This window comes from Dyella sp. PARNA 12/25, assembly GCF_055702865.1.
Genome location: NZ_JBVQCI010000008.1, coordinates 84,842 through 109,595, shown reverse-complemented (window position 1 = coordinate 109,595; position 24,754 = coordinate 84,842). Strand labels below are relative to the sequence as shown.

The window sequence follows — 24,754 nt, the reverse complement described above, 5'->3', positions numbered from 1 at the left end:
CTGCCTGCCTTGCCGGCAGCTGGCATGCATACCACGTGCCCGCCTCTTTCACTGAACCACTGAGATACCAGACCACACCAATTTCTTACCTCACCGGCCAGAGCACGGTTCTGTAGCGTCAATAGCCGGTTGAACTGGTAACACCGGAAATTCGTGCGCCCGCGGCCAATTGCCATACTGGTATGGTCATTGGTATCGTGCCGGCATGGAAACCGCTCTCGTCAACGAATACCGCCGGCTCAGCCGCGACCCCGCCACCAGCCAGCCGTTGGCGTACCTGCGCCTGCGTCGTGCCATTCGCAATGTGGTGGAGCACCGCGATATCGAACCGGGCCAGGCCTTGCCCAGCGAACGCGACCTCTCGCGTCTCTTGCAGTTGTCGCGTGTAACGGTGCGCAAGGCGATTGCCGGCCTGGTGGAAGAGGGCTTGCTCAATCAGCGCCATGGCGCCGGCACCTTCGTGGCGGAGCGCATCATCAAACCGATGTCGCGGCTCACCAGCTTTACCGAAGACCTTCGCGCGCGCGGACTGAACCCGCGCTCGGAGTTCTCCGAGCGCATCGTGGGTGAGGTTACGCCCGAAGAATCCATGGCGCTCAACCTGTCGCCCGGCGTACTGGTCGCTCGCCTGCACCGCGTGCGTTATGCCAAGGAAGAGCCACTTGCCATCGAGCGCAGCGTCGTGCCCGCCAGCATCCTGCCCGACCCCACAATCGTGCACGACTCGCTCTATCAAGTGCTCGAAACACTTGGCGCTCGCCCACGCCGCGCCTTGCAGCGCCTGCGCGCCGTATCGCTCGGTGCACAACAAGCACGATTGCTGCACGTGCCCGCCGGCAGCGCCGGCTTGAACATCGAGCGCCGCAGCTTTCTCGACGACGGCCGCGTGGTGGAGTTCACTACCTCGTGGTATCGCGGCGACATCTACGATTTTGTGGCGGAACTGCAAACGGATTGATGCAAGTGGCAACACTCAAGTGTTGCCACTTGCATGGCGCACGGGTGACTTCGCAGTCAGCGTAGCCTTCACATACTGCGCGACGTTTTCGCTGTTGCGCAGGACATGCCGCCCGGCTGCATGGCGTGGAATTCGATGGACACGCCAAGATCGTCCTGCGTGGGCGCCAGAATGGACTCGCCAGACACGCCGCGATAGGTGGCCAGCTTGCTTTCGTAGCCACGCTCGACCCAGCGCTGCGCGCGCTCGAGGTCGGTTACGCCGTAGCTGACCCCCAGAATGCGCGGCCCGTTGGCCATGACGCGTTCGGCGAGGCCTGCACCATCCGGCTGAAGCACCAGCAGCGCGGTCGGACCCACCGGTACGCAGAATCCCTTGGCACCGACGTGTGACAGCTGCACCGGCACCGCGTGGCCGTAGCCCATCTTCTCGAGCTGCCGGCGATCGGCATCGGCATCGCCGGACACCAGCCATATCGACGAGAGCTCGCGCGCGCCATTGGGATGTTCGCGTGTCGCGCGGTAGTCGTCGGCATTGGCAGGATCAAACTGGTCCGGCGCGTAGCCGGCGTTGTAGTCGATGAAGAAGGTGTTGCTCGATAACGGCGCACGGTCGAATGCAAACAGGCGCCAGCCCGGCTTCGCACTATCGGGGCCAGAGAAGAATGGCGTAACCGCGTAGTGCAGCGTCTGCAGCGAGGTGCGGATGGCATCAAGCGATGAGGAGCGGAAGCCAAACGTGCGCGAGCCCGGCCCGCCCTTCAGGGCCTGCTGGTCTTCCTTCATGCCCGGATCGAACGTGGGGTTTGGGCGGGTAACGCCAAGCAGCTCGATGAAACTGCTGTCCGAAAACCGGATATAGCGATTGGCGACGCCCTCGGGATCGCGCCCCGGGCGAACCTGGAAACCCAATTTGACGGCCATCACCGATGTCACCTGGTCGATACCGCGGCCCCACAACAGGATGTGGTCGAGTCGCGTATCGGGGGTCGCTGGTGCAGGCGTTGTTGTGGCGGCCTGGGCAGCGCCGACACACAGCAGGCATACGGAAAAAAACGTGATCAAACGCATGCGAATCCTCGCGTGAAGATGGGTTTCCTTGAGCGGGTCGCCAACCACATGAAGTTCGCGCCCACCGGTACGTCGATGCCGGGCAGTCGGCTGGTCCGCAAACAGGATGCTGGACTGAGACACCCGGTGCGCTTCTTTATCGATGCTCGGGCCGGTACCCGCAAGGACAATTTCCGGACAAAAACGGTCAACGCGGGAACGCCGCGGCAAACGCTGCGACCTTCAGGCGCCGGCACCGCGACGTAATGACTGGGGCGAGGTACCGAAGGCGCGGACAAAGGCACGACGCATGCGGCTCGCATCGCCAAAGCCTGTCGAGGCAGCAATGTGGTCCATATTGAGATGGCTGGTCTCGACAGCCACGCGAGCCGCCTCCAGTCGCAAACCTTCCACGACCTTCGCTGGCGTCGCACCGATCTCCGCCACGAAGGCGCGGGCGAAATGCCGTGGGCTCATGGCGGCGCGCTCCGCCAACCGCTCGACGGTCATCGGCTCGGCAATGCGCCCGCGCATCCAGCGAACCAAGTCGCCGAACCGTCCCGTCTTGCCACCCTGCTCCACCAGCACGGAGTACTGCGACTGCCCCACATGTCGCCGTTGGTGCACGACAAGCTGCTGCGCTGCGCGTCGCGCGATGCCGGGCCCGAGATCGTCCTCGACCAGCGCCAGCGCCAGGTCGATTCCTGCAGAAATGCCTGCCGAGGTCCACACATCCCCATCCCGGATGAACATGCGGTCGGCATCGAGCCGCACCTTGGGGTAGCGCAAGCGGAAGCGCTCGGCGGCAGCCCAGTGCGTGGTGGCGCGTCGATCATCAAGCAGCCCTGCCTCTGCGAGGAAGAACGCTCCGGAACAAACGCCCGCCACACGACGGCACGCCTCGTCGCCTAGCCACGGCACGATGTCGGGCTGGCTTTCTTCGAGCTGGGCAAGATTGCCGCCCGACACGATGACCGTATCGAAACGCCCCGACTCCATCGGTGCGGCAGCAAGGCAAACGCCTGACGAACTGCGTACCACCCCGCCGCCCGGTGCCAGCACGTGAATCGCGTAGCTGTCAGGGCGAAAGCGCTCCGCCATCTCGAATACGGCAACTGGGCCGGCGGCATCCAGCAGTTGAAACCCCGGGAAAACGACGATGGCGATATCGCGTCGCATGGTGGCCGTCGCATGACTTGGTTCAGTGCCCGGAAAGTGGCCTAACAACGATGCGGGCGTCAAGTTGACTGATGGCCTGTTGCGACCGACGCCGGGCCAGTCCTTACGGCCGGCGCACTTTTCTTATCCAAACCAGACATCCCTCATACATGGCCTCAACACACGGCATCGCTCGCCTTTGAATCACGGGTTGCGCCAGGGGTTTGGGACCGCATCGGGTCGGGGTATGTCCCTGGCCTGGCCGCCAGAGAAGACGAAGTTGGCGCGATAGGCCACATCTAAGGCCCAACGGGCAATCGCCCTCGCGCGTGGCTCGGCCAGATCGAACTCAGTCTCGTAGTAGCGGGCAAGGTCTCTTTCCGCGATCGCGTAAGTGCGCTGGATCTCGGCATACATCTGGGCGTATGACACGCCGTTCTCCGACCATTCCCTCAGGCCAAGGTCAACCTGCTCTCTGGAGTTGTAGGCTTGACCGTCAGAAAGTGCCCAGGGACGAAATGCAGCGTTCCTCCAGACATGCTGCGAGAACGCGCGGAGGCTGGCCGTAGGGTGCAAAGTCCCCTCGTTGTTTCCTGGGCCCAGCGTTTGGTCAAGGAGACTAATCAGATGCCTGACGGACTCAGGCAAGGGTAAAGCTTCGGTTGTTCCGTTGGGCCAAAAGGCGATCTCGCACGTTTGCTCGTACTTGCCAGAATCCGCCGTATACACTTCCCATGATCCAGCGATTTCGTAAGTGTCGTTCACGTCAATGAACCACAAGCTATTCGAAGCGTTCGACGAGAACACCAGTGGTGGCCGCCATTCGCCATCTATCAGTGGCTGGTATCGATGACTCCCGCTTTGACTTGCCAGGTCCGCGCGAAATTGATCTGGCGTAATGTCGCTCTTCAGCGCATAGAGCGAGTACATGTCCCCGCGCCAACCGACTGATCCCGCAGTTACAACGAGTCGGCCGCCACTCCCGGCTTTCTTTCCCCAATGTATAGATGCATTTGATACGTCATCGGGTGGTTGTGTTTCTTCGGCAAAATGATCCGGGGTACCGGAGAGTGCATCGCCACCGGAGATATCCAGCTCGGTCGCCCCCAGCGCAAGCGTGCTACCCATGTCGTCGGGCAGAGTCAGGGGTGCATAGAGGTACTCAGCGTCTGACTCATACATGTGCTTCGCCAGTTTCCTGGCATCGACGCACGCGGGATTCAACGTGTCACCCGAAAGGCTCGGCCGTGGCTGTGCCATGGCCGTCGAGAAAATGAATAAGCACGAGAAGATTCCCGATGCTACCGGAATTGATTTGACCATCCTTTCCCCCCGATGCTCCAGAAATTTGTCGGGAATTATGAGCGAGAAGAATGACCGTGTCGGGCTCGGGCCAAGGAAAATATATAGCGGCGCAGTGGCAGTACCGAAAGTGGCGTCTGCTGGGGAGTGGCAAATGCACGTGCCATCGTTGCAGCGGTCGGAAAGGCGGACCAAGAAGAATGTTCGCGCGCAATGCATGGCCATCCTGGGTGCGGCATACCCTTCTTTCTGATGGTGGAGTCCGATTCCGACTTCGAGCTCGGATTGCCCGACCAGCGTCGCGACCCATGACAGCCCCTGCAGCAGCCCGACACGGGAGCCCCGGCGACCGGTCAGGCATCGAACGGGTCGGCGTATGCATCTTCGTCGCGGGGTGTGGGGTAAAGGTACTGGCCTGAACGCATCCAGGGATGGTGGCGGCCGCTCCGATGTCGTGGGTGGTTACTCGGATCGTCTTGCCACGTGTTCAATGACGGCATCCTGCATGGCGCGCCGAAATGCACACGTCGGGGAGCTCGTTAGTGCGTAAGCACGGCATCGTGTTCAACGGAGAATCCTCCATGAATGTTCCGCTTCTTGACCCCACCAGCTGCACATTGATCTTCGTCGACCAACAGGCCGGCCTTGCCTTCGGCGTAGGATCTGAAGATCGCCAGGTGCTGCTCAACAACTCAATCGCGCTGGCAAAAACCGCCATAGTGTTTGCGCTTCCCATCGTGGCATCGACATCGGCGACCAAGGTTTACAGCGGACCGATGATGCCGGCGCTGCAGCGCGCCATTCCCGAGGTTGCCTCAATCGATCGGCGCAACATGAACGCATGGGAGGACGACACCGTACGTGAGACGATCATCCGCACCGGCCGCAAGAAGCTATTGGTGTCCGGCATGCTGACCGAGGCTTGCGTGAGCTTCCTTGCACTATCCGCAGCCAGCGACGGTTACGAAGTATTCGTGGTCGCTGACGCTTGTGGCGGGCTTACCCCCAAAAGCCACGAGCTTGCCTTGCTTCGAATGCAATCGGCGGGTATTCGCATGACAAGCTGGATCCAGGTATTGCTTGAACTACAGCGCGACTGGACGCGCCGCGATACCTATGACGGCGCCCGGGCCATTGTTGAAGAGTTTGCCGGTGGATATGGCATTGGGCTCGCGTACGCGCGTGACATGATCAAGCCTTGAAGGTCTCCGGAGAACACATGCCCGAACCGCAGACGCTGGGAAGTTGGCAGGGGGTATCCCTCGACATCGCTGCCTGGGACGGCGTGGCGGCCGATGTCGATCTCTCCTTCGCCTGCATGTTCACTCACGAGCTGGACGGCGCACCGCACGGTGGGTTGCTCCATTTGAACCATGCGCTATCGGGCATGCTGGTGCGGTTGCGCGATGAGGGCGTATTTCTCGGCGCGCCCATGGAGACGTTGCTTATCAGTCGGCCACCGGCAGCCATTGCGGCACGCGCCGTCATGGTGATCGGCATGGGTGCGCCTTCGCAGTGGACCACGGCATTGACGGCCCAGGCGGTCGCCACAGCAGTTCGTGCTGCCACGCAACTTCGCGTCGCCAGCGCCGCTTTTGCGCCAAGCCTGCTGGACGCGGGGCTTGCACCCAAGGGAACCACGAACACGGCATCGGAAATGATGAAGGCCGTTACGCATACCATTGATGCCCAGGTGAGCCTCGCGACCTACGGCCTGGCTCCGGCACCTTCGTTGCGCCGCTGGATATTTGATGTGGGCGAAGCGGGTTTTGCGACGGCGGCGGAGGCATTCCAGACGACCCTTGCCCAGCTGAAGGCCGGTTGATCCGCAGCACCCGTCAAATCTGTATCGCACGCCATCCGAGTGACTGGATGGCGACGAGTTGGCAAAGCGGACGTCTGAATGAGCGTTGGTCACCCTAGCGGCCTGGCCCCACTGGATTTCCGGCGAGGTCCGCTGCGGCTCTTCAAAAGACCGTGAAGGGCGTCTTCGCGATCGACATCGCTACGAATGGCAATGACGCCATGTGGGCGACTCTGATCCGCCTCGCAAGGATGACCCGGCCTACCTGCGCCAGCTGCTCGACCTGGCTGGCCTCACACGAGCGCAAGCAGCCGATGCCATCGGCATCACGTCCCGCGCGATAGCGTATTGCGTCGCGCTGGATGACACCTCACGCCCGGCACCGCACCTGGTGCACTACGCATTGAAACCGCTTGCCGCGCACGTCACGGAGTAAGCCATGAAAACACGAATCATCGCCATCGCCATCCTATGCGCCTTGATTATCACGGCGATCGGCCTGGGCATCTTTGAGAAGTCCAGACACCCAAGAGTGGCGCCTGAAGCCGGCGCGCCAGCGGCGCCAAGCACGCGCTAGCCCCCCAGTCGGCTCAAGCGAGATGTTCAGCGGTCACTGGGATCAACATTCAACGTGACCGGAATCCGTATTCTTCTTTCGACATGTCGTCCTCCGACCCGAGGCCGACCCCAAGGGCTATGCGAGCAGCCCGGATGAAGCGCAGCAAACATCCGGTGACGGCCTGAAGGTAGCGATGTCGATCGAGTGGAGTCGTCGCTTCACTCACGCGTGGTTCGAGCGGGCTGCGTCAACCCCTGATTCTTTCGTTGGCTTCATCCGGGCCACTTGCGCCCCTGAGCTGCTGATTCGCAGCATTATCCAGCCGGTGCAGGCGTCGACTGATAGAACACATTCGTCCATTCGCCGTGTCGCTTCATCCACAAGGACGATGCGTAACTATTGAGATGGAATGCCTTTCCATGATCACGCCCTGCTGCTTCCACATGATAGGTAAGCAAGATGGCGTCTTCGGCGACAACGTGAACGTCGAAGGCTGAGAGGTCGCATTGGTCGAAGTGGATGCTCGCATCCATGGCGAAATCTTCGCTGTGTGTTTTATCCATCACGCCGGTTCCGGTGAGCGTGAAGTAATCCGGTGCGTGTAGTGCTTTATAAGGGATTGCGTCCCGCTTGATAGCGAGGTCCCAGCTTGCCTTCTCGTCGGCAATCAATCGCTGCGAGATCGCGTCTTGGGACGTGACGGGTGACGGAGCAGGGCTTTGCGATGCGGCATGAACGACGACGGGTGCAGCGATGGCGACGGTCCACGCCAACGACACGAAGGCCAGGGTGATTCGATTCATGTTTGAAATTCGGTTATTTGTCCAGCAGTTAGAATGATATTAGGATGATTAAACCGTCAATCGAATGTATTTCGTCCATATGGCTGCCGAAATAGGTTTTGATCGAACAGACTTCGCCATTCTTGGTCTTTTGATGAAGGATGCCTGGCTGTCCAACAAACAGATCGCGGCGGCTGTGGGCCTTGCGCCTTCGAGTTGCCATGAGCGCATCAAATCACTCAAAGCGCGCGGTGTGCTCCTGGGTGCCCACGCCGAAGTAAATCTCCAGGCGATCGGGTTTCAGCTGGAAGCGGTGCTGTTCGTGCAGTTGGGCAAGCTGGAAGTTCACGTGGTCGACGGGTTCATAGATGCCACCGTCGAGGTTCCGGAAGTGCGCGGCGTGTTTTTGGTATCGGGCCGCTCTGACTTGATCGTCCATGTGGCGGTGCGCGACATGGAACATTTGAAGTTGGTCATTTCGCAGCACTTCAATCGTCATGCGGTGGTGGAGCGCGTCGAAACCTCGGTGGTGTTCAATCACCAGCAACGACATGCCATGCCGCACACGGATAGCGAAGCGCGCGCGGCTGATAGGCGTGGCGACAAACGCTGACGTCAGCTTGTTAGCGTTCGCCTCTGCCAGCTCGCCACGCAGCGTATGACCATCGACGCGGCGGGCTTCGCTCAACGGAGTGAACGGCCATCAGCCACAGCGGCATGCCATGCACGCGCAACACGCTGGGCGAGGGATTAGTCCCAGCGATTGGCGTTCTTGGGAAACCCCGGCCGCTGTATGCGGACGACGCAGAAACGCTGCCCACTAGGTGCCTGCATCACGACCCAGCGCTCGAGGCGATTCACCACTTGCGCACCCAGTTTCTCCAGGCGTGCCACTTCGGCCGGAATGTCATCGGCCTCGATGTCGATATGCACTCGGCTTTCATGCGTGACGCGCTGGATCTGCACGATGGGTTCGTCTTCTGGCGTTTCCAGCATGCGGTAGTTGCCGCGCGTGCCCGGGTGATTCATGTCGATCGGGCGCCCTAAGGCTTCGGCCCAGAAATGGGCGGCCTCGTCGATATCCGGTGTGTTGCAATCAATAAGCAGCGCGCAAAGACGAGAATGATGCATGCCTTTCTCCTTCGGGTGGGGTGGGGCGAAGAAAGCGAAGCCGACCGCGGAAGGCTACCGCAAGCCGGCTGCCGTCCATGAGGCCTGCATGTGAAGGCGCGGATGGTCTGCGCGATTTCGTTTGGGCGTCTGTTTCACTGCTGCGCACGCGCTTTCGTTCGATGTGAGGCTCCACGTCCCTGTGGAGCCTCTTGGTTAATCAACGCTGGTGATCGGCTTCTATGGGCGTGGCGATGAAGCCGTGTCGCTTGCCCGCCGCGTCGAAATATTCCCCGGAGGCCACGCCAAGGTTGTTGATGGTGGTGATAAGCGTGCCCGCTGCGCCCGGCATGTCGAGGGTCTGGAACTGGCCTTGTGATTCGATGAAGGCGTGAATGGGTCCGGTGGTGCCCCAGTAGTAACCGGCGATCTGCCCAACGTCGTTGATGGCGAATGCCACGGTGCTCGCGGCGTTGGGTACGTCCAGCGTGGTGATCTTGCCGTTGGCATCGCGGTAGAAGCCGTGCGGCACGGGCGCCTTCGGGTTGGTATCCCAATAGCCGACGGATTGGCCAAGGTCGTTGATGCCCAGCGGATACGTTTCGGCGGCACCGGCGACATCAAAGGGCGTATCCAGGTTCTTGCCCTGGCGCAGGATGCCGTGGAATGCGCCATCCGCATCCCAGTACACCCCGAGAATCGTGCCGAACTCGTTGATGCCGTCGACGTTGGAATTGAGGTGGCCCGGGAAGTCCTCGGTAACGAAATGGTTGCCGCGCAGCACGAAGCCGTGCTGGATGCCGCTGGCGTCGGCATAAGCCCCATACGTCACGCCCAGGTCATTGGGGCCGCCAGCTGCGCTGAAGTAGGTGCCCAACTTGGCCGGGTCGAGCGGTTCGAAGCGGCCATGGCGATAAACCATGGCGTGCGGTGTGCCGCCCTTGATGGCGAACTGGCCGGCCAGTTCGCCGAAGTCATTGATGCCCCAGAAAATCGTCTCCGACGAGCCGGGGACATCCAGCGTCTGGTAGCTGTAAGTGGGCGCACCGGCAGCGGGGGCGGGAGCGCCTTCACTCGCCATGGCAGCGCCGGTAAGGCTGGCCATCGCCAGCGTCAGAAGACCCGCGGCGCGGGTGAGCCGACCGTACGTAGCACGATGATTCGACATGATTTCTATCCTCTGTTGGATGCGACGGGCGATGGCATTCCCTGGGTCTGCGGCCGTTCTGAACGGCGCCATCTACCTGTACAGCGCAAAAGAGCAGTGGTTACCGACACGATGGCCCCGGCTGACCGATGAGGCTCCACGGCGGGCCTTCCCAGCCAATCGCCTCCGTGGCGTCGCAGAAAAGCCAGTCTTTGAGGGTGGAATACGAGGCCACGTCCCCATTTCTCTCCGCTCAGGCAACAGGTGCCCCTTGCATGCCCCATGGCTTGAACATCCGTTGATCCTCAGCGGCCGCCTGATCGAACTCCGCCCGTTGGAGACGGAGTCGCTGGACGCGCTTTTCCGCGTGGCCTGCGACCCGGAGATCTGGCAGCTGACCTCGGTGGACTACTCGGACCCCGCCATTTTCTATCCCCACTTCGAAGGGGCCTTGAAGGACAGGGCGTTGGGCAAGGCTTACCCGTTCCTGGTGTGCCTGCGCGACAGCGGCCAGATCATCGGCACCACACGGCTGCTCGACCTTCATCCGCACGACAAAAAGGTGGAAATTGGCGTCACCTGGCTGGCACGCGCGTTTTGGGGCAGCGGTGTCAACACGGAATGCAAGCAGCTGTTGCTTACGCACTGTTTTGAGACGCTCGGAGTCAATCGGGTTCAGTTTCGCGCCAAGGCGGACAACGCCAGATCCCGGCGTGCGCTCGAAAAGCTGGGCGCCACCTGCGAGGGCGTGATGCGCAAGGACAAGATCGAACCCAACGGCAACGCCAGAGATACGGCGCTGTACAGCGTCATAAGCGAGGAGTGGCCGCAGGTGAAGGCGCAACTCTTGGAACGGCTGGGTGGGGCCGGCCACGCCTGCGCGCAAACGGCTTGACAAAGGTGGCCGGTGGCCTTCCGTTCGCCCCACCACGCAGTCAGCAGCCACCACCGATTACCGTGTAAAATGGTCGTTTTTTAGCCAGTAGTTATGGTGCAGGCCTCCCAACGGACGACAGTCCGTGGCCCGACGTTCATTCGCTTGCTTGCTCGCCTGACGGACGTTGGTGTTACCCAATCGAATCCATCGCTGTCGGACCGGCTGAGCCAGTGGCTCGACTGGACGCACTCCATTGCGCTTTCCACGGCGCTTGATGGCAGGCCGTCCGCACCCGACGCGTACGGCCAGACCTTCGGCAGCGCCGAAGAGGACGAGTGCGCTCGCATGCGCGAGTCGCTGGCCCACGCCATCAGCAACGATGCCGAACTGGCCACCTTGCGCCAGCGAGCAGCCGAGCAGGCGCTAGCAAGCGAGGGCGCCACCGTCGACTACGCGGCTTTTCGCCAGCGCTATCTCACCTTGCAACGACGCATGCTGGCGGCCACCGGCCACCTGCGTGGGCGACTGCGCGACATGCTCGCCCAACGGTCGGCCGAGATGGCACGGCTGGCGGAGGTAGACGCGGTGATGGAGCGCGCACTGAGCCCGCGCGAGCAAATGCTGCTGGCCGCGGTTCCCACCGTGCTTGGGGACCACTTCGAACGATTGCGCCAGGCCGAACAAAAAACGCTGGCCGAAGCACCAGGCGCGGAGAACGCCGCCGCCTGGCTGGATGTGTTTTGCAGGGACATGCAGAGCGTATTGCTCGCCGAACTGGATGTTCGTTTTCAACCGGTGGAAGGCCTGCTCGCAGCGCTTCGCACCCGCTAACTGGGACGTCATGTCTAGAAATCTTCTCAACTACGCTGTGTTCTTTGTTGGCCTCGCCGCCGTGACCTGGATTGGCGTGGGCTACATCGGCTCGAACCCGCTCGGCGCTGCCGTGGCGATGGTGATTGGCGCGTGCTATCTCGCGGGCGGGCTGGAGCTGTATCGCTACCGGCAAGCCACCACCTCGCTGCAGCGTGCGACGACAGAACTCTCCACCACGCCGCACAGCCTGGGCGACTGGCTTGAGCGCGTGCATCCCAGCTTGCGCAACGCGGTGCGTCTGCGCGTCGAAGGTGAGCGCGTCGCCCTGCCCATGCCTGCGCTGACGCCGTATCTGGTCGGCCTGCTGGTTCTGCTGGGCATGCTGGGCACGCTGCTCGGCATGATGGCCACGCTCCGCGGTACCGGCCTGGCGCTGGAAAGCGCGACGGATCTGCAGGCCATGCGCGGGTCATTGGCCGCGCCGGTCAAAGGCCTCGGCTTTGCATTTGGCACCTCGATCGCCGGCGTTGCCAGTTCGGCCATGCTTGGGCTGCTTTCGGCGCTGTGCCGACGCGAGCGTCAGCAAGCCGTGCAGCAGCTGGATGCGAAGAGTGCGACCACGTTGCGCGTCTACTCCAGGACGCATCAGCGAGAGGAATCCTTCAAGCTTCTGCAGCAGCAGGCTGCGGTGATGCCTGCATTGGTCGACCGGCTGCAAACCATGATGGCGACCATCGAGCAGCAGAGTGTGGCCGCGCATGAGCGACAGCTGGCGGGCCATGAGGCGTTCCATGGCCGCACCGAGGCCATCTACGCGCGCCTGGCCGCATCTGTCGAACAGTCCTTGAAAACCAGCGTTACCGAAAGCGCACGCGCTGCCAGTGCCACGCTGCAACCGGTGGCGGAAGCCACCATGGCGGGTCTTGCACGCGAAACCACGGCACTGCGCGAAACCGTCACGCATGCCGTGCAGCAGCAGTTGGATGGCCTGTCGGCGAGCTTCGAAACCACCACGACTACCGTGGCGGATATCTGGAACAAAGCGCTAAGCACCCAGCAGCAGTCGAACGAAACGCTGACCCGCGATCTGCGCCACTCGCTGGAGCAGTTCACCGGCACCTTCGAGCAACGTTCCGCCAGCATGGTGGACGGCATTTCCGCAAGTATCGATGCAGCGACGCTTGGCGCGACAGGCGCCTGGAATCAAGCACTATCGCAGCAGGCTGCCGCCAACCAAGAAATGGCGGAGCGCCATCAGCAAGCGCTTTCAGCTGCCGCCGCCATGATGAAAGAACACGCCGCGTCGCTGGTTCGCACGGTGCACACTTCGCATGCGGAGCTGCAGACCGCACTCGAGTCGCGCGATCAGGAGCGTCTCGCGACCTGGACGGCATCGTTCAATGCGGTGACCACGGCGCATAGCCAGCAGTGGGAGCAAGCCGGCGAACAGGCGGCGAACCGCCAGCAGCAGATCTGCGACACGCTTGTGCAGACAACCAACGACATCTCGACATCGTTCGGTGCAACGGCTGCGGCACTCGGCCAGCAATGGGAACAGGCCGGCGAACACGCCGCCAACCGCCAGCAGCAGATCTGCGACACGCTTGCGCAGACCACCAGCGACATCTCGGCATCGTTCGGCGCGATGACGACGACGCTCGGCCAGCAGTGGGAACAGGCCGGCGAACACGCCGCCAACCGCCAGCAACAGATCTGCGACACGCTTGCACAGACGGCCAACGACATCACGGCCCAGGCTCAGGCACACGCGCGCGACACCATCGCGGAGATTTCCCGCCTGGTGCAGGCCGCCTCGGAAGCACCCAAGGCCGCTGCCGAAGTGGTTGCCGAGCTGCGTCAGAAGCTTTCCGACAGCATGGTGCGCGACACGGCCATGCTGGAAGAACGCAGCCGCCTGCTGGCCACGCTGGAAACCCTGCTCGACGCCGTCAACCATGCCTCCACCGAGCAGCGCACGGCGGTGGATGCACTGGTCGCCACCTCGGCGGGCCTGCTGGATCGCGTCAGCAAGCAGTTCACCGATCACATCGAAGCCGAAACCGGCAAGCTCGGCGTGGTGGCCGCACAGGTCACCAGCAGTGCCGTCGAAGTCGCCAGCCTTGGCGACGCGTTTGGCGTGGCGGTGCAGCAGTACGGCCAGTCGAACGAGTCGCTGATGGAACGCCTGCAGCATATTGCGGAAGCGTTGGACAAGGCGCTCGCGCGCAGCGACGAACAGCTTGCCTACTACGTGGCTCAAGCCCGTGAAGTGGTGGACCTCAGCGTGCTGTCGCAGAAGCAGATCATCGAAGAGCTGCAGCAGATCGGCGGCCAGAAAACCGCTGCCGAGGCTGAAAGCGCATGACCGACGACATGGAGGTCGAAACGGAGTCGACCGCGCCGATCTGGGCGGCCTTTGGCGACCTGATGTCGGTGCTGCTGGGCGCGTTCGTGCTGATTCTGGTCGGCGTGATCGCCGTGCAGCTGCAGCTCTCGAGTCGACTGGATGAAGAGGTCAAGCAGCGCCAGGCCGAAGAACAGCGTCGCGTGACGCTGGAGCAGGCGCTGGCCGCGCCGCTGGCCTCGGGTCGCGTCACACTGGTGAATGGCCGCATCGGCATTCGCGGCAATGTCCTGTTTGCGCTGAACTCCGATCAACTTCAACCCGAAGGGCGCGAGGTGCTGAAGAGTCTGGCGGAGCCGCTCAAGGAATACCTGAAGTCGCGCAACGAGATCCTGATGGTCAGCGGCTTCACCGACGACCAACAAGTGCGCGACAGCAACCGCCAGTTCGCCGACAACTGGGAGTTGTCGGCCGAGCGCGCGCTGACGGTGACGCGTGCGTTGATTGCCGATGGTGTGCCCGCCTCGTCGGTGTTTGCAGCGGCGTTTGGTGCCGAGCAGCCGGTGGCTGCCAACGACAATGACGAGGGAAGGGCCAGGAATCGCCGCGTGGAGATTGCCCCCATTCCCAAGCCTTCGAACGCGGCCGCGACGCCTCATGAGTGATCGCAAGGCAACGGCCCGGGCACGCCTGGATGCGTGGCGCGAGCAGCGGGCCGATCGCCTCGACCCCATCCGCTTCCATGTGATGGACGCGCTGGAAAGGCGCGCCGCCCACCATGAGGGCGAGGCGCGACGGCTACTGGACGACAGGTTGTCCACGTTGCTGGAAGCGTATGCCGGTGATCTCCAACAAGCGGCCCCCCGCACGAGTGAATCATTGACGCCTGAACCAGCCACGAGCGGCACGCTAGCCGGGCTGGTCGAGCGCATCGCCGAGCATGCGTCGGTGCGCGCGGTTGCCCCCACGGCCGACGAGCCATCGTCTCAGCCCGCGCTCTTTCCCAGGCTGGACGCGCTCGATGACTTCAAGAAGCTCTGGTCCCGGCTTCGCACTGAGAGCCAGTTGCGGCAGTCGCTGGAACAGGTGCCCGCCAACGCCGGCCCGCTCAACTCTGGCGCGCTGGTGCACCGCTCGATCGCCCTGATGCGCGAGCTGTCGCAGGGGTACCTGCAGCACTTCCTGTCGTATGTGGACGACTTGTCGTCGCTGGAGCCGCTGGGCGCATTTGGCGCATCCACCCTGACCGACACGGCCCAGCCCGCCGGCACAGCCAAGCGCACCCGTAGCAGGTCGCGCGCAAAGCGCGATTAATTCCGGCCTTGCCTGGCGCTTGCCGCCAGCGGCAAGCCATGCGGCACGATGTCACGACCGGTTGTGATCGGCTGAATCAGCCACCCGCGCCTCTTGCGCCTGGATCGCCTTCTGCGCGACCATAAACATGTATTCAGCATACATGTTCATATTCTCATGCGACTCAACGTCTTTACCGACTACTGCCTGCGCACCCTCATGTATGTGGGTTTGCGTGAGGGAACGCTGATCACGCGTGGCGATATCGCCGCCGCCTACGATATTTCGGACAACCACCTGATGAAGGTGGTGAACTGGCTTGGGCGCGAAGGCTATATCGAGACGGTTCGCGGCAAGGGCGGCGGCATGCAGCTAGCCCGCGCCCCCAGCGCCATCTCCATCGGCGAGATCGTGCGCGCCTGTGAGGACTCCACGCCGTTGGTCGAGTGCTTCGACCCTGCCACATCGACCTGCCGCATTGCTCCCGCGTGCCGCCTGAAAGGTGTCCTGGGTGAAGCCATGGAGGCCATGTACAAGGTACTCGACGGCTACACCCTTGCTGATCTGCTGACCAAGCCGCGACCACTCGCAGCCTTGCTGCGCATCGCCTAACCCCCACCCATCACTCGCTGGAATCCATCCGCATGGATATCGACTATCACATCCTTATAAGTTTCATTTTATATACATCTTTGTAGCGAACTGACGCAGCATAGGCAGGAGACATTCAATGCAATCGACTCGGAAGCTATGGCGCTGGCTCGCCATCATGTTTTTCGCTTCCTTCGCCGTCCTGGTGTGGTTGGGGCGGGAAATCTACCTGGAGGCGCCGCCGATTCCCCAGCGCGTGGTGGCCACTGACGGCTCGGTGATCTTTACCGGCGAACAGATTCAGCGCGGCCAGCAAGCCTGGCTGCAAGCGGGTGGCCAGCAAATGGGCACCGTTTGGGGTCACGGCAGCTACGTGGCACCCGACTGGTCGGCTGATTGGCTGCACCGCGAAGCCATCGCCCTGCGCGAAGAATGGGCGACACAGCAGTACGGCAAGCCGTTTGATCAACTTGAGCCGGATCAGCAGGGCGCCTTGTCTGCCCGCCTCAAGGCCGCACTGCGCACCAACACCTACGACAGCACCACAGGCACGGTTACCGTGAGTGCGGACCGGGCAAAGGTGATCGCTGCCGTTGCAGATCACTACTCGGGTTTGTTTGGCGACGACCCGGCCCTCGACAAGCTGCGCGAACAGTACGCCATGGTGACGGCATCGCTCACCAACAAGGACGACCTCAAGGCCCTGCCGGCCTTCTTCTTCTGGTCAGCCTGGGCAGCGGCAACGGATCGACCGGGGGAAACGCATCTCTCCTACACCAGCAACTGGCCGCATGAGCCGCTGGTCGACAACGTGCCCACCACCGCCAATGGCATGTGGTCCATCGCCAGCATCATTGGGCTGATCGCCGCGATCGCCGGCATGGTTTGGTATCACGTGTCGCATCATGAGGATTCCGATCCGGTGGCGCCGAAGGCCGACCCGCTGTTCAGCCTGAAGCCCACGCCGTCGATGCGCGCCACCATGAAGTACTTCTACGTGGTGATCGGGCTGATGCTGCTGCAAATCGGCATGGGCGTGATCACGGCGCACTATGCCGTCGAGGGCAACAGCTTCTTTGGCCTTCCATTGGCGACGGTGTTGCCATGGGTTGCCAGCCGCACCATCCATACACAGCTGGCCGTCCTGTGGATCGCCACAGCCTGGTTGGCGACGGGTCTCTACATTGCCCCCGCACTTTCCGGGCACGAGCCGAAGTACCAGCGCCTGGGTGTGAACGTGCTATTCGGCGCGCTGCTCTTCGTGGTGGTGGGTTCGCTGGTGTTCGGCTGGATCGGCACGATGCAGAAGCTGGGTTTCCACTATGCGTTCTGGCTCGGCAACCAGGGCCTGGCTTACACCAGCATGGGCCGCGTGTGGCAGATCCTGCTGTTCATCGGCTTGATGTTCTGGCTGCTGCTGATGGGCCGTGGCTTGTGGCCGGCGCTCAAGCGTCCGTCGGAAAGCCGTGGCCTGATTACGATGGTGTTTGTATCCGCCACCTGCATCGGCTTGTTCTACGCCTCCTCGCTGGCATGGGGTGAGAACACGCATTACTCCATGATCGAATACTGGCGCTGGTGGTTGGTCCACCTGTGGGTGGAAGGCTTCTTCGAGGTGTTTGCCACCGCCGTTATCGCGCTGATCTTCTCGCGACTCGGCCTGATTCGCGCGGCAACGGCCAATACCGCCATTGTTCTGGAAACCATCGTGTTCCTGTTCGGCGGCATTCTCGGCACGCTGCACCACCTGTACTTCACCGGCACACCCACGGCTGTCATTGCATTTGGCGCCATGTTCTCCGCCCTTGAAGTGGTGCCGCTCGCGCTGATCGGTTTCGAGGGCTATCGCAACTACCAGCGCAGCAAGGCCGCTCCGTGGGTGGCGTCGTATCGCTGGACCATCCTGTGCTTCGTCGCCGTGGGCTTCTGGAACACGGTGGGCGCGGGCCTGCTCGGCTTCACCATCAATCCGCCCATCTCGCTGTACTACGTACAGGGCCTCAACCTGACGCCGGCCCATGGCCACGCAGCATTGTTTGGCGTGTACGGCATGCTCGGCATCGGCCTCGCCCTGTTCTGCCTGCGCGGTCTGGCGCCCAATGGCCACTGGCCCGACCACTGGCTGAAGCCCATGTTTTGGCTGCTCAACATCGGTCTGGCGATGATGGTGTTCATCTCGCTGCTGCCCTCGGGCATCTACCAGGCCTGGGCCAGCGTGGAATACGGCCTGTGGTACGCCCGCTCGCCGGAGGTGGTGCATTCCAGCCTGATGCAGATGTTTGTCTGGCTGCGTGTGCCTGGCGATATCGTGTTCACGCTCGGCGTGCTGTGCTTCGCAGCATTCGCGATCAAGCTGATCACCCCTGCACGTCAACGTCTGGCGACGGAAGCCGCCTGATGCCCTGCGCGGCGCGCCCTGCATGGGCGCGCCGCATTTCTTATTAGCCGCTGTGTTTATTTGCGCGGCGCGATGATTTCGCTCAGGTAGTCCGGCGTGCCATCGACGCGCACCAGATGCGGGTACTGCAGGCCATCGTGGTAGTCCACGCGCACGTTGCGAAAGCCACCCTGGTATTTCAGCAGCAGTTCGATCGGCGTCTTGTTGTTCTTGGCAGCCGTGATCGCACCCTTCAGCACATCGCTCGAATAGTCTTCGCCGTTCACCGCCACCACCGTGGCACCCGTGCTGACGCCGGCCTTGAACGCCGGACCGTTCCAGCGCACGTCGTTGATCTGTCCCTTGTCGCCCATGGTGAGGCCGATCGACCACGCGAAGTTGTAAAGGTGGCGGGACGGCTGTTGCCGGCTGTTGTACTGCTTCTCGTAGTCGCTTTCCTGATCGGTATAAACCAACTTCCACCCAGTGGCGGCAAGACCGTTTTGCAACGGCGGCTCCAGCGTATCCACGTGCGCCTTCAGGAAGCTCGCCCAGTCGTAAGGCGCCACGTTGTTGAGAGCCGCCACCACATCGTCGAAGGTGTAGGTCTTGGTGACGAAGCTGCCGTCTTCCATGCCGAAGAAAAGATGCGCAAAGTCATCCAGTGACTTGCCGTCTTTCGTGAGTGCACGCAGCTTGGCGTCCACTTCCAGCCACATCATCTGGCCGCCGCTGTAATACTCCTCACTCATCTGCCAGCTGCGATAGGGCAAGCTCGAGCGGCGCGCGACGGTCGGGTCGTTGGTGGTGTCCGTCAGGGTACGCCACTGAAAACCCGGGCGGTTGCGATCGTAATTGGCGGCAGTCATGGCCAGCGCATCGCGAAATTGCTGCGCTGTCCACAGGCCAGCGCGCGCCGTGAGCACATAGCCCCAGTACTGCGTCTGCCCTTCGTAAACCCATAGCAGAGAGTCGCCCATCGGCACGTTGAAGTTGGGCGTCCACAGATCGGCCGGGCGGCGGAACTTGCCGTTCCACGAATGCACGTACTCATGCGCCAGCAGGTCACGGCCGGGCGCAGCGTCGCTCCATGCGGTGAAGTAGTCGGCGTCGAGGCCGTCTTCACTGGACTGATGATGCTCCGTGCCGTTGCCACCCAACTGGTCCGACAACGAGAACAGGAAGTTGTAATGGCCGTAGTGACGGGAGCCAAACAACTTCACTGCCTGGGTGACCAGATTGCGGTGCACCTTCTCCTGCTCAGCGGTGATTTCGAGAAACTTGGGCGCATCCGCAAACACGTCGAGATGCACGGGCGTCTCGCCTGCCGTGCTGAGTTCGAGACGCTTGAAGTACTGGCCCGCATAGATCGGCGAATCGACCAGCGTGTTGAAGGTCGTCGGCTTGAAGGTCACGGTATTGCCGGACTGCGTAGCGGTTTCCAGCGCGGTACCGAACTTCCAGCCTTGCGGCAGGGTGACGCTGGGCGCGTAAGTGATGCCGCGCGTGTAATAGCCGGCCGGATACAGCGCGACCTTGCTCCACTCCATGTCCATGATGCGATCGGTAATTTCAAAACCCTCGCTTTCGGTGCGACCCGACAGGTACTGGAACTCCACGTTGATGGAGGCGACACCTTGGGGCACGTCGACATGGAAGGCATACACGTTGAACTTGTCGCGCTTCCACGGCAGCGGTTTGCCGTTGGCACTGAGCTTGAGCCCGGCCAGCATGGCGATCGGCCCGGTCGGTGAGTGATCGCCCGGAATCCACTGCGGATACAGCAGGGTCAGCGCGCCCGCCTTGACCGGTATCGTTTGCTTGACGCGAAAGATGCCCTGCAACTTGTCGCTGGCATCGACATGGATGGTCACCGTGCCCGGAAACTTCACGTCCTGCGGCGGCGGCACGGCGTCCGCGCCTGCCTGCTGCGCAATGGCCTGACCGGCGCCCAGCGCCAACCCAACCGCCAGGGCAAGACGTGAAAACGTACGACGCGTGGCAACCGCGCGGACGGCGGCAGGGACACGGGACATGAGGAGCTCCGGCAGGCGAGTGATTGGTGCGGCAACTTAACACCATGGCCGGGTGGGGGCGCCAGAGCGGAGCGCACACCCGTCAAGTCGCTCCGCCGGTTTCACCTTGGTCCTGTCAGGCAACGTGCCCCGACGAGCGGACGCGCGTGAGCACCAGCCAGGCGAACAGCGCCACGCCCAGGCCAGTGAGGACGGTGCCGATGCCGAGCACAGGATCCACTCCGTCCACGCCTTTGAGCATGGCGGCCAGCCCAAGCAACATCATCGGGACGCCGATGTTGTACAGCCAGAACTGCCATGCAGCGATGCGGCCCACGGTGACCGCCGGATAGGCCAGGCCGATAAAGCCAAACAGCGACATGGACACCCAGCCCAGCAGGTTGATGTGCGCATGCACGTCCATCAGCGAGTGGTCACCGGAAGCCCCCATCACGATGCCCAGCGCAACAGCTACAACGAAATAGACAGCAGCCACGCGAAACCAAGCACGGCTACGAGCGTTATCAGTCATCTCGATTCTCCAAGGTTGATGCGTCGTCAAGCGTTGGCGCCTTAAAGGGAGGCGCCGGCACATTCACGGTGCTTTGCAGCGGCAAGAATCTAGCGCTGCCTCTACGCGTGGAGAACATAACTTGCGGCGGTGATCCAATGTCATAGGCCATTCGCCATGGCAGCGGCCGCAAGGCCGCCGTCACACACACCGCAACGAGTCAGCGTGCTTCCCGTGGTTCAGAAGCTGTCGACGTCTATAACTGCCTTGGCAAAGTCCTGCGGTGCCTCCTGCGGCAAGTTGTGGCCGATGCCGCCGGTGACCAGACGATGCTCGTACTTGCCGGTGAACTTCTTGGCGTAAGCGCCAGGCTCCGGATGAGGCGCGCCATTGGCGTCACCCTCCAGCGTTATCGTTGGAACGCCGATAGTGGGCAGGCCAGCCAACTTCTTTTCCAGCGCGTCGTACTGCGCTTCGCCTTCGGCAATGCCAAGACGCCAGCGGTAATTGTGGATGGCTACGGCCACCTGGTCCGGGTTGTCCAACGCGGCGGCGGAACGCGCGAACGTGGCATCGTCGAAGCCCCACTTCGGCGACGCAAGCTCCCAGATCAGGCGGGCGAAGTCGTGCGTGTATTTCGCGTAGCCGGCTTCTCCGCGCTCCGTGGCGAAGTAGTACTGGTACCACCATTGCAGCTCAGCCTTGGGCGGCAACGGCGCGCGGTTGAGCTCCTGGCTGCCGATCAGATAACCGCTTACCGACACCAGCGCCTTCACGCGCTCCGGCCATTCTGCGGCCATGATGTTGGCAGTGCGTGCACCCCAGTCGAAACCGGCGACGATGGCCTTGTCGATCTTCAACGCATCCAGCAATGCCATGGCATCGACCGCGAGTGCCGCCTGCTGACCGTTGCGCTTGGTATCGGTCGAGAGGAAATGCGTGTCGCCATAACCGCGCAGGTACGGGATGATCACGCGATAACCAGCTGCAGCAAGTATCGGCGCCACATCGACAAAGCTGTAAATGTCGTAAGGCCAGCCGTGCAACAGAAGCACCGGTTTGCCGTGGGCCGGACCATCTTCAGCGTAGGCCACATCGAGTACACCGGCCTTCACGTGCTTGATCGACTTGAAGGAAGTATGCCCGCCGCTGGCCGCTCGCTTGCCATCGCTCGATACGGGTTTGGACGTCTGGGCGCTGGCAAGGGAACTGAGCCCCAAAGGAGCCAATGCGAGGCCTAAGGCCGTCGCGCCAAGAAAGCTACGGCGCTTCTGATCGATCTGGTCCGACATGGCTCGTCTCCCGGTGTGTTGTCCGGGTCATAGGAGACCATGGCGATATGTCGCCTTTATGTGGAGATACGGCTGGTTTGCAACGGTGTGTAACACGATGCCGGCCGGATACATTCGGATACAAAGCCCGAGCCGCCACAGCCGGCACCATGGGTTGCCCCACACCGTCGGGACCTAGCTGCCCGTTGTCGATGCCACCGGGGCTAGCCACAGGCGTTCGTGCGCGAGATCCATGGTGATCACCCATTGGCGCAGCACCGGAGCACCGATATTGCCGTCCACCACGAGATCCAGCACCTGCGCACGCCCTTTCATTGGAAGGTGTGAAGCCAGATCCAAAGCTAATGGCTGCGCCTGCCCGGACGAAGGATCGAGGCCGAGAACGTCAGCGACGGCGCGATTGACCATGATGTCCGCATCACTGCCGCAATCGAGTTCGAACCAGAGCCTGCCCTTCGGGGTTTGAATCGCCATCATCGGCGTAAGCGATGCGCCACCGACTTCGCGTGCCAGTCGCATGGGCACCTCAACAGCGTGCGCGGTACGTGCCTTTCCACTTGCCGACGTCTCGACAATGAGTCGATGACTCGACAAATCGAGGGTGATCATCTTGCCGGCAAACGCATCGAGGGCCACCGAACCATCCAGCGGCGGCGCATCCTTGGGAAGCATCTTGGAAAAATCCCAGACGCCGGCTTCGGGAATGGTCAGCGCATGCCCCTCAACCTGCGCAACCACGTTATCGCACCGTGGCAGATCAAGACGATCACCGCGCATGCGCGTTCCGGTCATACGTCCCCAAGGTTCGCACTTGGTTTTGGCCACACCACCGGGCATAAGCACGGTCAGACCACCCGCGGTATCCAGCAGCACGGTGGATGGTTGCCCGCCCAGCTGCACCTCCATCGAGGGGATGGCACCCAGATACGACTTGAGTGGTATCACCAAAGCCGGTGCAGGCGCAGCGGCGTGGCTCGTTGCGACAAGCCCGACAGCAGCAAGGAAACCGATCAACACAGTGCGTACCAGCATACGTCCCCTCCCCAAGTGAGTTGTCTGTCGCTGTACCGCCATCCACGTTCGTTGCCATTCGGCATGGGTCGATAACGAACAGGGAGACGTCCAGAGCGCGAAGCTTCCCATCTCCCTCCTCACGCGCGCGGCGAGGTTACTGTGCGCCTTGGCATCGCCCTGCTCACAGTGCCGAAGCGCACGGTTGCCGAACGCCGACGACGGGGCTGCTTGAAGTACAGGCTCGGAGCCATGCAGCTTTCGTCAGCAACCCGAAAGCAAACGACAAATCTCCGTACGACTGCCTGACAAAACACTGAGGCCGATCAGCCCGTTGAAGCCATCGACCCTCGCAATCGAACGCGCGAAGCCGCGCCTCACCACCGATACGCCAGGCCAAGGTACATGTGCTGACCAGGGGTCACCTGATTCAAGCCGAAGTTGGCGCCAAGATCCAACTGCAGATTCGAGTTCACTGCGTTGAGGAAGGCGGTGTCCGCCGATTCCTGCTTCACGTGCCCCGAGGGGTCCCGGTTGTCCTGGCGCCAGTATTCGACGGCCATCTACGCCGCCTCGATCAAGTCAAAGCGTGGCGATGAAATCATGCAGCGTCTTTTGAAACTTTTCGGGCTGGTCGACCATCACGAAATGTCGTGACGGCGAGATCGACACCACTTTTGCATTCGGCGCACCGGTGAGCAGGCTTTGGTAGTAACCGGCCTTTTCCTGCTCGGTAAATTTCATCGGCGGCGTGCTGAAATCGGGCGCGTAGTACGGCGAGATCTCGAGGATCGGCACGTTGGCGTTCTTCAAACCCGCCCGATAGTCGGCTGCCATGTCTTCGGCCATATATTCGGCGGTGGCGGCGATATCGCTACGAGCATTCAACGGTGCGTAACGTTCCGCCTGATGTGGATCGATGACGCCGATAGTCTTCATGTAGTCGAGCACCTGGACCTTGAACTGGTCCCGCGTTGCCGAGGCCATCTGCTCATGCGTCTGCGCTGCGATGGCCTGACGCTGTTCCGCGCTCACCTGATCCATCCCAGGGATAATCGGCAAGCCATCGACCGCCAACACGCCAGCGATGAGTTGGGAGTGCTCGCTGGCAAGGCGCAAAGCCAGCGTGCCGCCCAGGCTATGGCCAATCAACACCGGCTTGTCGATTTTTTCCTGTTGGATGAGATCCATCAACGAAGCATCCGCACGGTCAAGCAAATGGCTGTTGTCCTTCGGCGCAGGCATGCCATCGAAGCCCGCCAGAGTGACTGCATATACCACGTGATCTTTCTGCAACTGCGCGATGGTCTGCTCCCACACCCAGGGCCCACCTTCCAGACCTGGGATCAGGATCACGGGGCGGCCATGATCGCCGTGGCGTTCGGCCTTGAGCGTGCCGACGTGAATGTCGGTTACCGACGTGTCGGCGGCAAGCGCCCCTTGGCTCAGAGCCAACGCGAGCGACGCGGCGAAAAGTGGATACATCATTCGGCGAAACACAGCGGATCCGTGCATGGTCGTTTCTACCTCGAGGAGGAATGTCAGGTTTGTGTCAGCCCTGTAGCGCCGGCAGACGATCTCCTGGGTGCCGCTTCGTCTTGTCCAGGGTGGATGTCGCTGAAGAGACGGGCAACCAGGTGCGGGCATATTCCGGTGCTTTCGACATGATCCGTACGTAGGCACCGTCACCGATGTTGGCTGACACATGTCACGGCACTTAGCGCGAGCTTCAGGCGCCACGCCTTTTCGATCGGTCTAAAG

25 protein-coding genes are annotated in these 24,754 nt (G+C 62.0%); 13 read left to right on the top strand and 12 right to left on the bottom strand.

All coding sequences use genetic code 11. The annotated features are described in order from the left end of the window. The first annotated feature begins 205 nt into the window (after positions 1-205). Positions 206-958 carry a GntR family transcriptional regulator gene (locus AC0GUR_RS15565; protein ID WP_267225496.1) on the top strand — a complete coding sequence of 251 codons (753 nt, stop codon included), beginning with the start codon at positions 206-208 and terminating at the stop codon, positions 956-958. Positions 959-1,026: 68 nt separating this feature from the next. Here the strand turns inward: AC0GUR_RS15565 and AC0GUR_RS15560 are convergent, their stop codons facing one another. Continuing rightward, positions 1,027-2,028 (bottom strand): VOC family protein, encoded by a 1,002-nt coding sequence (locus AC0GUR_RS15560; RefSeq protein WP_472878412.1) that lies wholly within the window; start codon positions 2,026-2,028, stop codon positions 1,027-1,029. 12 nt (positions 2,029-2,040) lie between these two features. Here AC0GUR_RS15560 and AC0GUR_RS15555 point away from each other — a divergent pair, with 12 nt between their 5' ends. Continuing rightward, positions 2,041-2,274 (top strand): hypothetical protein, encoded by a 234-nt coding sequence (locus AC0GUR_RS15555; RefSeq protein WP_472878411.1) that lies wholly within the window; start codon positions 2,041-2,043, stop codon positions 2,272-2,274. Here the strand turns inward: AC0GUR_RS15555 and AC0GUR_RS15550 are convergent. Both AC0GUR_RS15550 and AC0GUR_RS15545 read right to left on the bottom strand, forming a co-directional pair. Then, a complete protein-coding gene (locus AC0GUR_RS15550; protein WP_472878410.1) occupies positions 2,251-3,186 on the bottom strand; it encodes a GlxA family transcriptional regulator in 936 nt (311 codons plus the stop codon). The two genes, AC0GUR_RS15555 and AC0GUR_RS15550, sit on opposite strands and share 24 nt — an antisense overlap. Before the next feature lie 183 nt (positions 3,187-3,369). Further along, positions 3,370-4,488, bottom strand: a complete 1,119-nt coding sequence (locus AC0GUR_RS15545; RefSeq protein ID WP_472878409.1) for a hypothetical protein — start codon at positions 4,486-4,488, stop codon at positions 3,370-3,372. Positions 4,489-5,009: 521 nt separating this feature from the next. On the opposite strand from AC0GUR_RS15545, the gene AC0GUR_RS15540 reads away from it, so the two are divergent. From AC0GUR_RS15540 to AC0GUR_RS15530, 3 genes are all read left to right on the top strand, one after another. Continuing rightward, positions 5,010-5,669, top strand: a complete 660-nt coding sequence (locus AC0GUR_RS15540; RefSeq protein WP_472878408.1) for a hydrolase — start codon at positions 5,010-5,012, stop codon at positions 5,667-5,669. A gap of 17 nt (positions 5,670-5,686) precedes the next feature. After that, a complete protein-coding gene (locus AC0GUR_RS15535) occupies positions 5,687-6,292 on the top strand; it encodes a M17 family peptidase N-terminal domain-containing protein (RefSeq protein ID WP_472878407.1) in 606 nt (201 codons plus the stop codon). 202 nt (positions 6,293-6,494) lie between these two features. Then, entirely contained in the window at positions 6,495-6,707 is a 213-nt protein-coding gene (locus AC0GUR_RS15530; RefSeq protein WP_472878406.1) for a helix-turn-helix domain-containing protein, read from the top strand. A gap of 437 nt (positions 6,708-7,144) precedes the next feature. Here the strand turns inward: AC0GUR_RS15530 and AC0GUR_RS15525 are convergent, their stop codons facing one another. After that, positions 7,145-7,633, bottom strand: coding sequence for a nuclear transport factor 2 family protein (locus tag AC0GUR_RS15525; protein WP_472878405.1), 489 nt, complete (start codon positions 7,631-7,633; stop codon positions 7,145-7,147). A 79-nt stretch (positions 7,634-7,712) separates the two neighbouring features. Between AC0GUR_RS15525 and AC0GUR_RS15520 the strand changes: the two genes are divergently transcribed. After that, positions 7,713-8,225, top strand: a complete 513-nt coding sequence (locus tag AC0GUR_RS15520; protein ID WP_472878404.1) for an Lrp/AsnC family transcriptional regulator — start codon at positions 7,713-7,715, stop codon at positions 8,223-8,225. A 137-nt stretch (positions 8,226-8,362) separates the two neighbouring features. On the opposite strand, the gene AC0GUR_RS15515 is transcribed toward AC0GUR_RS15520, so the two are convergent. After that, positions 8,363-8,743 carry a VOC family protein gene (locus AC0GUR_RS15515; protein WP_472878403.1) on the bottom strand — a complete coding sequence of 127 codons (381 nt, stop codon included), beginning with the start codon at positions 8,741-8,743 and terminating at the stop codon, positions 8,363-8,365. A 199-nt stretch (positions 8,744-8,942) separates the two neighbouring features. After that, positions 8,943-9,890, bottom strand: coding sequence for a hypothetical protein (locus AC0GUR_RS15510; protein WP_472878402.1), 948 nt, complete (start codon positions 9,888-9,890; stop codon positions 8,943-8,945). Between the two features lie 250 nt (positions 9,891-10,140). On the opposite strand from AC0GUR_RS15510, the gene AC0GUR_RS15505 reads away from it, so the two are divergent. The 7 genes from AC0GUR_RS15505 (at position 10,141) to AC0GUR_RS15475 (ending at position 18,185) form a co-directional block, all read left to right on the top strand. After that, positions 10,141-10,764 (top strand): GNAT family N-acetyltransferase, encoded by a 624-nt coding sequence (locus AC0GUR_RS15505; protein WP_472878401.1) that lies wholly within the window; start codon positions 10,141-10,143, stop codon positions 10,762-10,764. A gap of 93 nt (positions 10,765-10,857) precedes the next feature. Then, on the top strand, positions 10,858-11,577 hold the full coding sequence (locus AC0GUR_RS15500) for a DUF3348 domain-containing protein (protein WP_472878400.1): 720 nt from the start codon (positions 10,858-10,860) through the stop codon (positions 11,575-11,577). Positions 11,578-11,587: 10 nt separating this feature from the next. Next, complete coding sequence (locus AC0GUR_RS15495) at positions 11,588-13,924, top strand: DUF802 domain-containing protein (RefSeq protein ID WP_472878399.1); 2,337 nt, start codon at positions 11,588-11,590, stop codon at positions 13,922-13,924. After that, a complete protein-coding gene (locus AC0GUR_RS15490) occupies positions 13,921-14,568 on the top strand; it encodes an OmpA family protein (protein ID WP_472878398.1) in 648 nt (215 codons plus the stop codon). Before AC0GUR_RS15495 ends, AC0GUR_RS15490 begins: the two co-directional genes overlap by 4 nt. Further along, positions 14,561-15,217 carry a DUF2894 domain-containing protein gene (locus AC0GUR_RS15485; RefSeq protein WP_472878397.1) on the top strand — a complete coding sequence of 219 codons (657 nt, stop codon included), beginning with the start codon at positions 14,561-14,563 and terminating at the stop codon, positions 15,215-15,217. Before AC0GUR_RS15490 ends, AC0GUR_RS15485 begins: the two co-directional genes overlap by 8 nt. A 156-nt stretch (positions 15,218-15,373) precedes the next feature. Further along, positions 15,374-15,808, top strand: a complete 435-nt coding sequence (locus AC0GUR_RS15480; RefSeq protein ID WP_472878396.1) for an RrF2 family transcriptional regulator — start codon at positions 15,374-15,376, stop codon at positions 15,806-15,808. Between the two features lie 118 nt (positions 15,809-15,926). Then, positions 15,927-18,185: a nitric-oxide reductase large subunit gene (locus AC0GUR_RS15475; RefSeq protein WP_472878395.1), complete on the top strand. Its 2,259-nt coding sequence runs from the start codon at positions 15,927-15,929 to the stop codon at positions 18,183-18,185. A gap of 56 nt (positions 18,186-18,241) precedes the next feature. Here the strand turns inward: AC0GUR_RS15475 and AC0GUR_RS15470 are convergent, their stop codons facing one another. From AC0GUR_RS15470 to AC0GUR_RS15445, 6 genes are all read right to left on the bottom strand, one after another. Further along, positions 18,242-20,200 (bottom strand): M61 family metallopeptidase, encoded by a 1,959-nt coding sequence (locus AC0GUR_RS15470; protein WP_472878394.1) that lies wholly within the window; start codon positions 20,198-20,200, stop codon positions 18,242-18,244. 115 nt (positions 20,201-20,315) lie between these two features. Continuing rightward, positions 20,316-20,711, bottom strand: coding sequence for a hypothetical protein (locus AC0GUR_RS15465; protein ID WP_472878393.1), 396 nt, complete (start codon positions 20,709-20,711; stop codon positions 20,316-20,318). 218 nt (positions 20,712-20,929) lie between these two features. Further along, positions 20,930-21,982 carry an alpha/beta fold hydrolase gene (locus AC0GUR_RS15460; protein ID WP_472878392.1) on the bottom strand — a complete coding sequence of 351 codons (1,053 nt, stop codon included), beginning with the start codon at positions 21,980-21,982 and terminating at the stop codon, positions 20,930-20,932. A 174-nt stretch (positions 21,983-22,156) separates the two neighbouring features. Then, a complete protein-coding gene (locus AC0GUR_RS15455) occupies positions 22,157-23,014 on the bottom strand; it encodes a hypothetical protein (RefSeq protein ID WP_472878391.1) in 858 nt (285 codons plus the stop codon). Positions 23,015-23,370: 356 nt separating this feature from the next. Then, complete coding sequence (locus AC0GUR_RS15450) at positions 23,371-23,556, bottom strand: hypothetical protein (protein ID WP_472878390.1); 186 nt, start codon at positions 23,554-23,556, stop codon at positions 23,371-23,373. A gap of 19 nt (positions 23,557-23,575) precedes the next feature. Continuing rightward, positions 23,576-24,508: an alpha/beta fold hydrolase gene (locus AC0GUR_RS15445; protein WP_472878389.1), complete on the bottom strand. Its 933-nt coding sequence runs from the start codon at positions 24,506-24,508 to the stop codon at positions 23,576-23,578. Positions 24,509-24,754: the final 246 nt, after the last annotated feature.

Excerpts from the sequence above, each read along its gene's own strand:
- AC0GUR_RS15485 (WP_472878397.1), top strand. The coding sequence starts at position 14,561 with ATGAGTGATCGCAAGGCAACGGCCCGGGCACGCCTGGATGCGTGGCGC.
- AC0GUR_RS15545 (WP_472878409.1), bottom strand. The coding sequence starts at position 4,488 with ATGGTCAAATCAATTCCGGTAGCATCGGGAATCTTCTCGTGCTTATTC.
- AC0GUR_RS15455 (WP_472878391.1), bottom strand. The coding sequence starts at position 23,014 with ATGCTGGTACGCACTGTGTTGATCGGTTTCCTTGCTGCTGTCGGGCTT.
- AC0GUR_RS15470 (WP_472878394.1), bottom strand. The coding sequence starts at position 20,200 with ATGTCCCGTGTCCCTGCCGCCGTCCGCGCGGTTGCCACGCGTCGTACG.
- AC0GUR_RS15480 (WP_472878396.1), top strand. The coding sequence starts at position 15,374 with ATGCGACTCAACGTCTTTACCGACTACTGCCTGCGCACCCTCATGTAT.
- AC0GUR_RS15525 (WP_472878405.1), bottom strand. The coding sequence starts at position 7,633 with ATGAATCGAATCACCCTGGCCTTCGTGTCGTTGGCGTGGACCGTCGCC.
- AC0GUR_RS15490 (WP_472878398.1), top strand. The coding sequence starts at position 13,921 with ATGACCGACGACATGGAGGTCGAAACGGAGTCGACCGCGCCGATCTGG.
- AC0GUR_RS15560 (WP_472878412.1), bottom strand. The coding sequence starts at position 2,028 with ATGCGTTTGATCACGTTTTTTTCCGTATGCCTGCTGTGTGTCGGCGCT.
- AC0GUR_RS15450 (WP_472878390.1), bottom strand. The coding sequence starts at position 23,556 with ATGGCCGTCGAATACTGGCGCCAGGACAACCGGGACCCCTCGGGGCAC.
- AC0GUR_RS15460 (WP_472878392.1), bottom strand. The coding sequence starts at position 21,982 with ATGTCGGACCAGATCGATCAGAAGCGCCGTAGCTTTCTTGGCGCGACG.
- AC0GUR_RS15535 (WP_472878407.1), top strand. The coding sequence starts at position 5,687 with ATGCCCGAACCGCAGACGCTGGGAAGTTGGCAGGGGGTATCCCTCGAC.
- AC0GUR_RS15550 (WP_472878410.1), bottom strand. The coding sequence starts at position 3,186 with ATGCGACGCGATATCGCCATCGTCGTTTTCCCGGGGTTTCAACTGCTG.
- AC0GUR_RS15500 (WP_472878400.1), top strand. The coding sequence starts at position 10,858 with ATGGTGCAGGCCTCCCAACGGACGACAGTCCGTGGCCCGACGTTCATT.
- AC0GUR_RS15520 (WP_472878404.1), top strand. The coding sequence starts at position 7,713 with ATGGCTGCCGAAATAGGTTTTGATCGAACAGACTTCGCCATTCTTGGT.
- AC0GUR_RS15515 (WP_472878403.1), bottom strand. The coding sequence starts at position 8,743 with ATGCATCATTCTCGTCTTTGCGCGCTGCTTATTGATTGCAACACACCG.
- AC0GUR_RS15465 (WP_472878393.1), bottom strand. The coding sequence starts at position 20,711 with ATGACTGATAACGCTCGTAGCCGTGCTTGGTTTCGCGTGGCTGCTGTC.
- AC0GUR_RS15495 (WP_472878399.1), top strand. The coding sequence starts at position 11,588 with ATGTCTAGAAATCTTCTCAACTACGCTGTGTTCTTTGTTGGCCTCGCC.
- AC0GUR_RS15565 (WP_267225496.1), top strand. The coding sequence starts at position 206 with ATGGAAACCGCTCTCGTCAACGAATACCGCCGGCTCAGCCGCGACCCC.
- AC0GUR_RS15510 (WP_472878402.1), bottom strand. The coding sequence starts at position 9,890 with ATGTCGAATCATCGTGCTACGTACGGTCGGCTCACCCGCGCCGCGGGT.
- AC0GUR_RS15445 (WP_472878389.1), bottom strand. The coding sequence starts at position 24,508 with ATGCACGGATCCGCTGTGTTTCGCCGAATGATGTATCCACTTTTCGCC.
- AC0GUR_RS15475 (WP_472878395.1), top strand. The coding sequence starts at position 15,927 with ATGCAATCGACTCGGAAGCTATGGCGCTGGCTCGCCATCATGTTTTTC.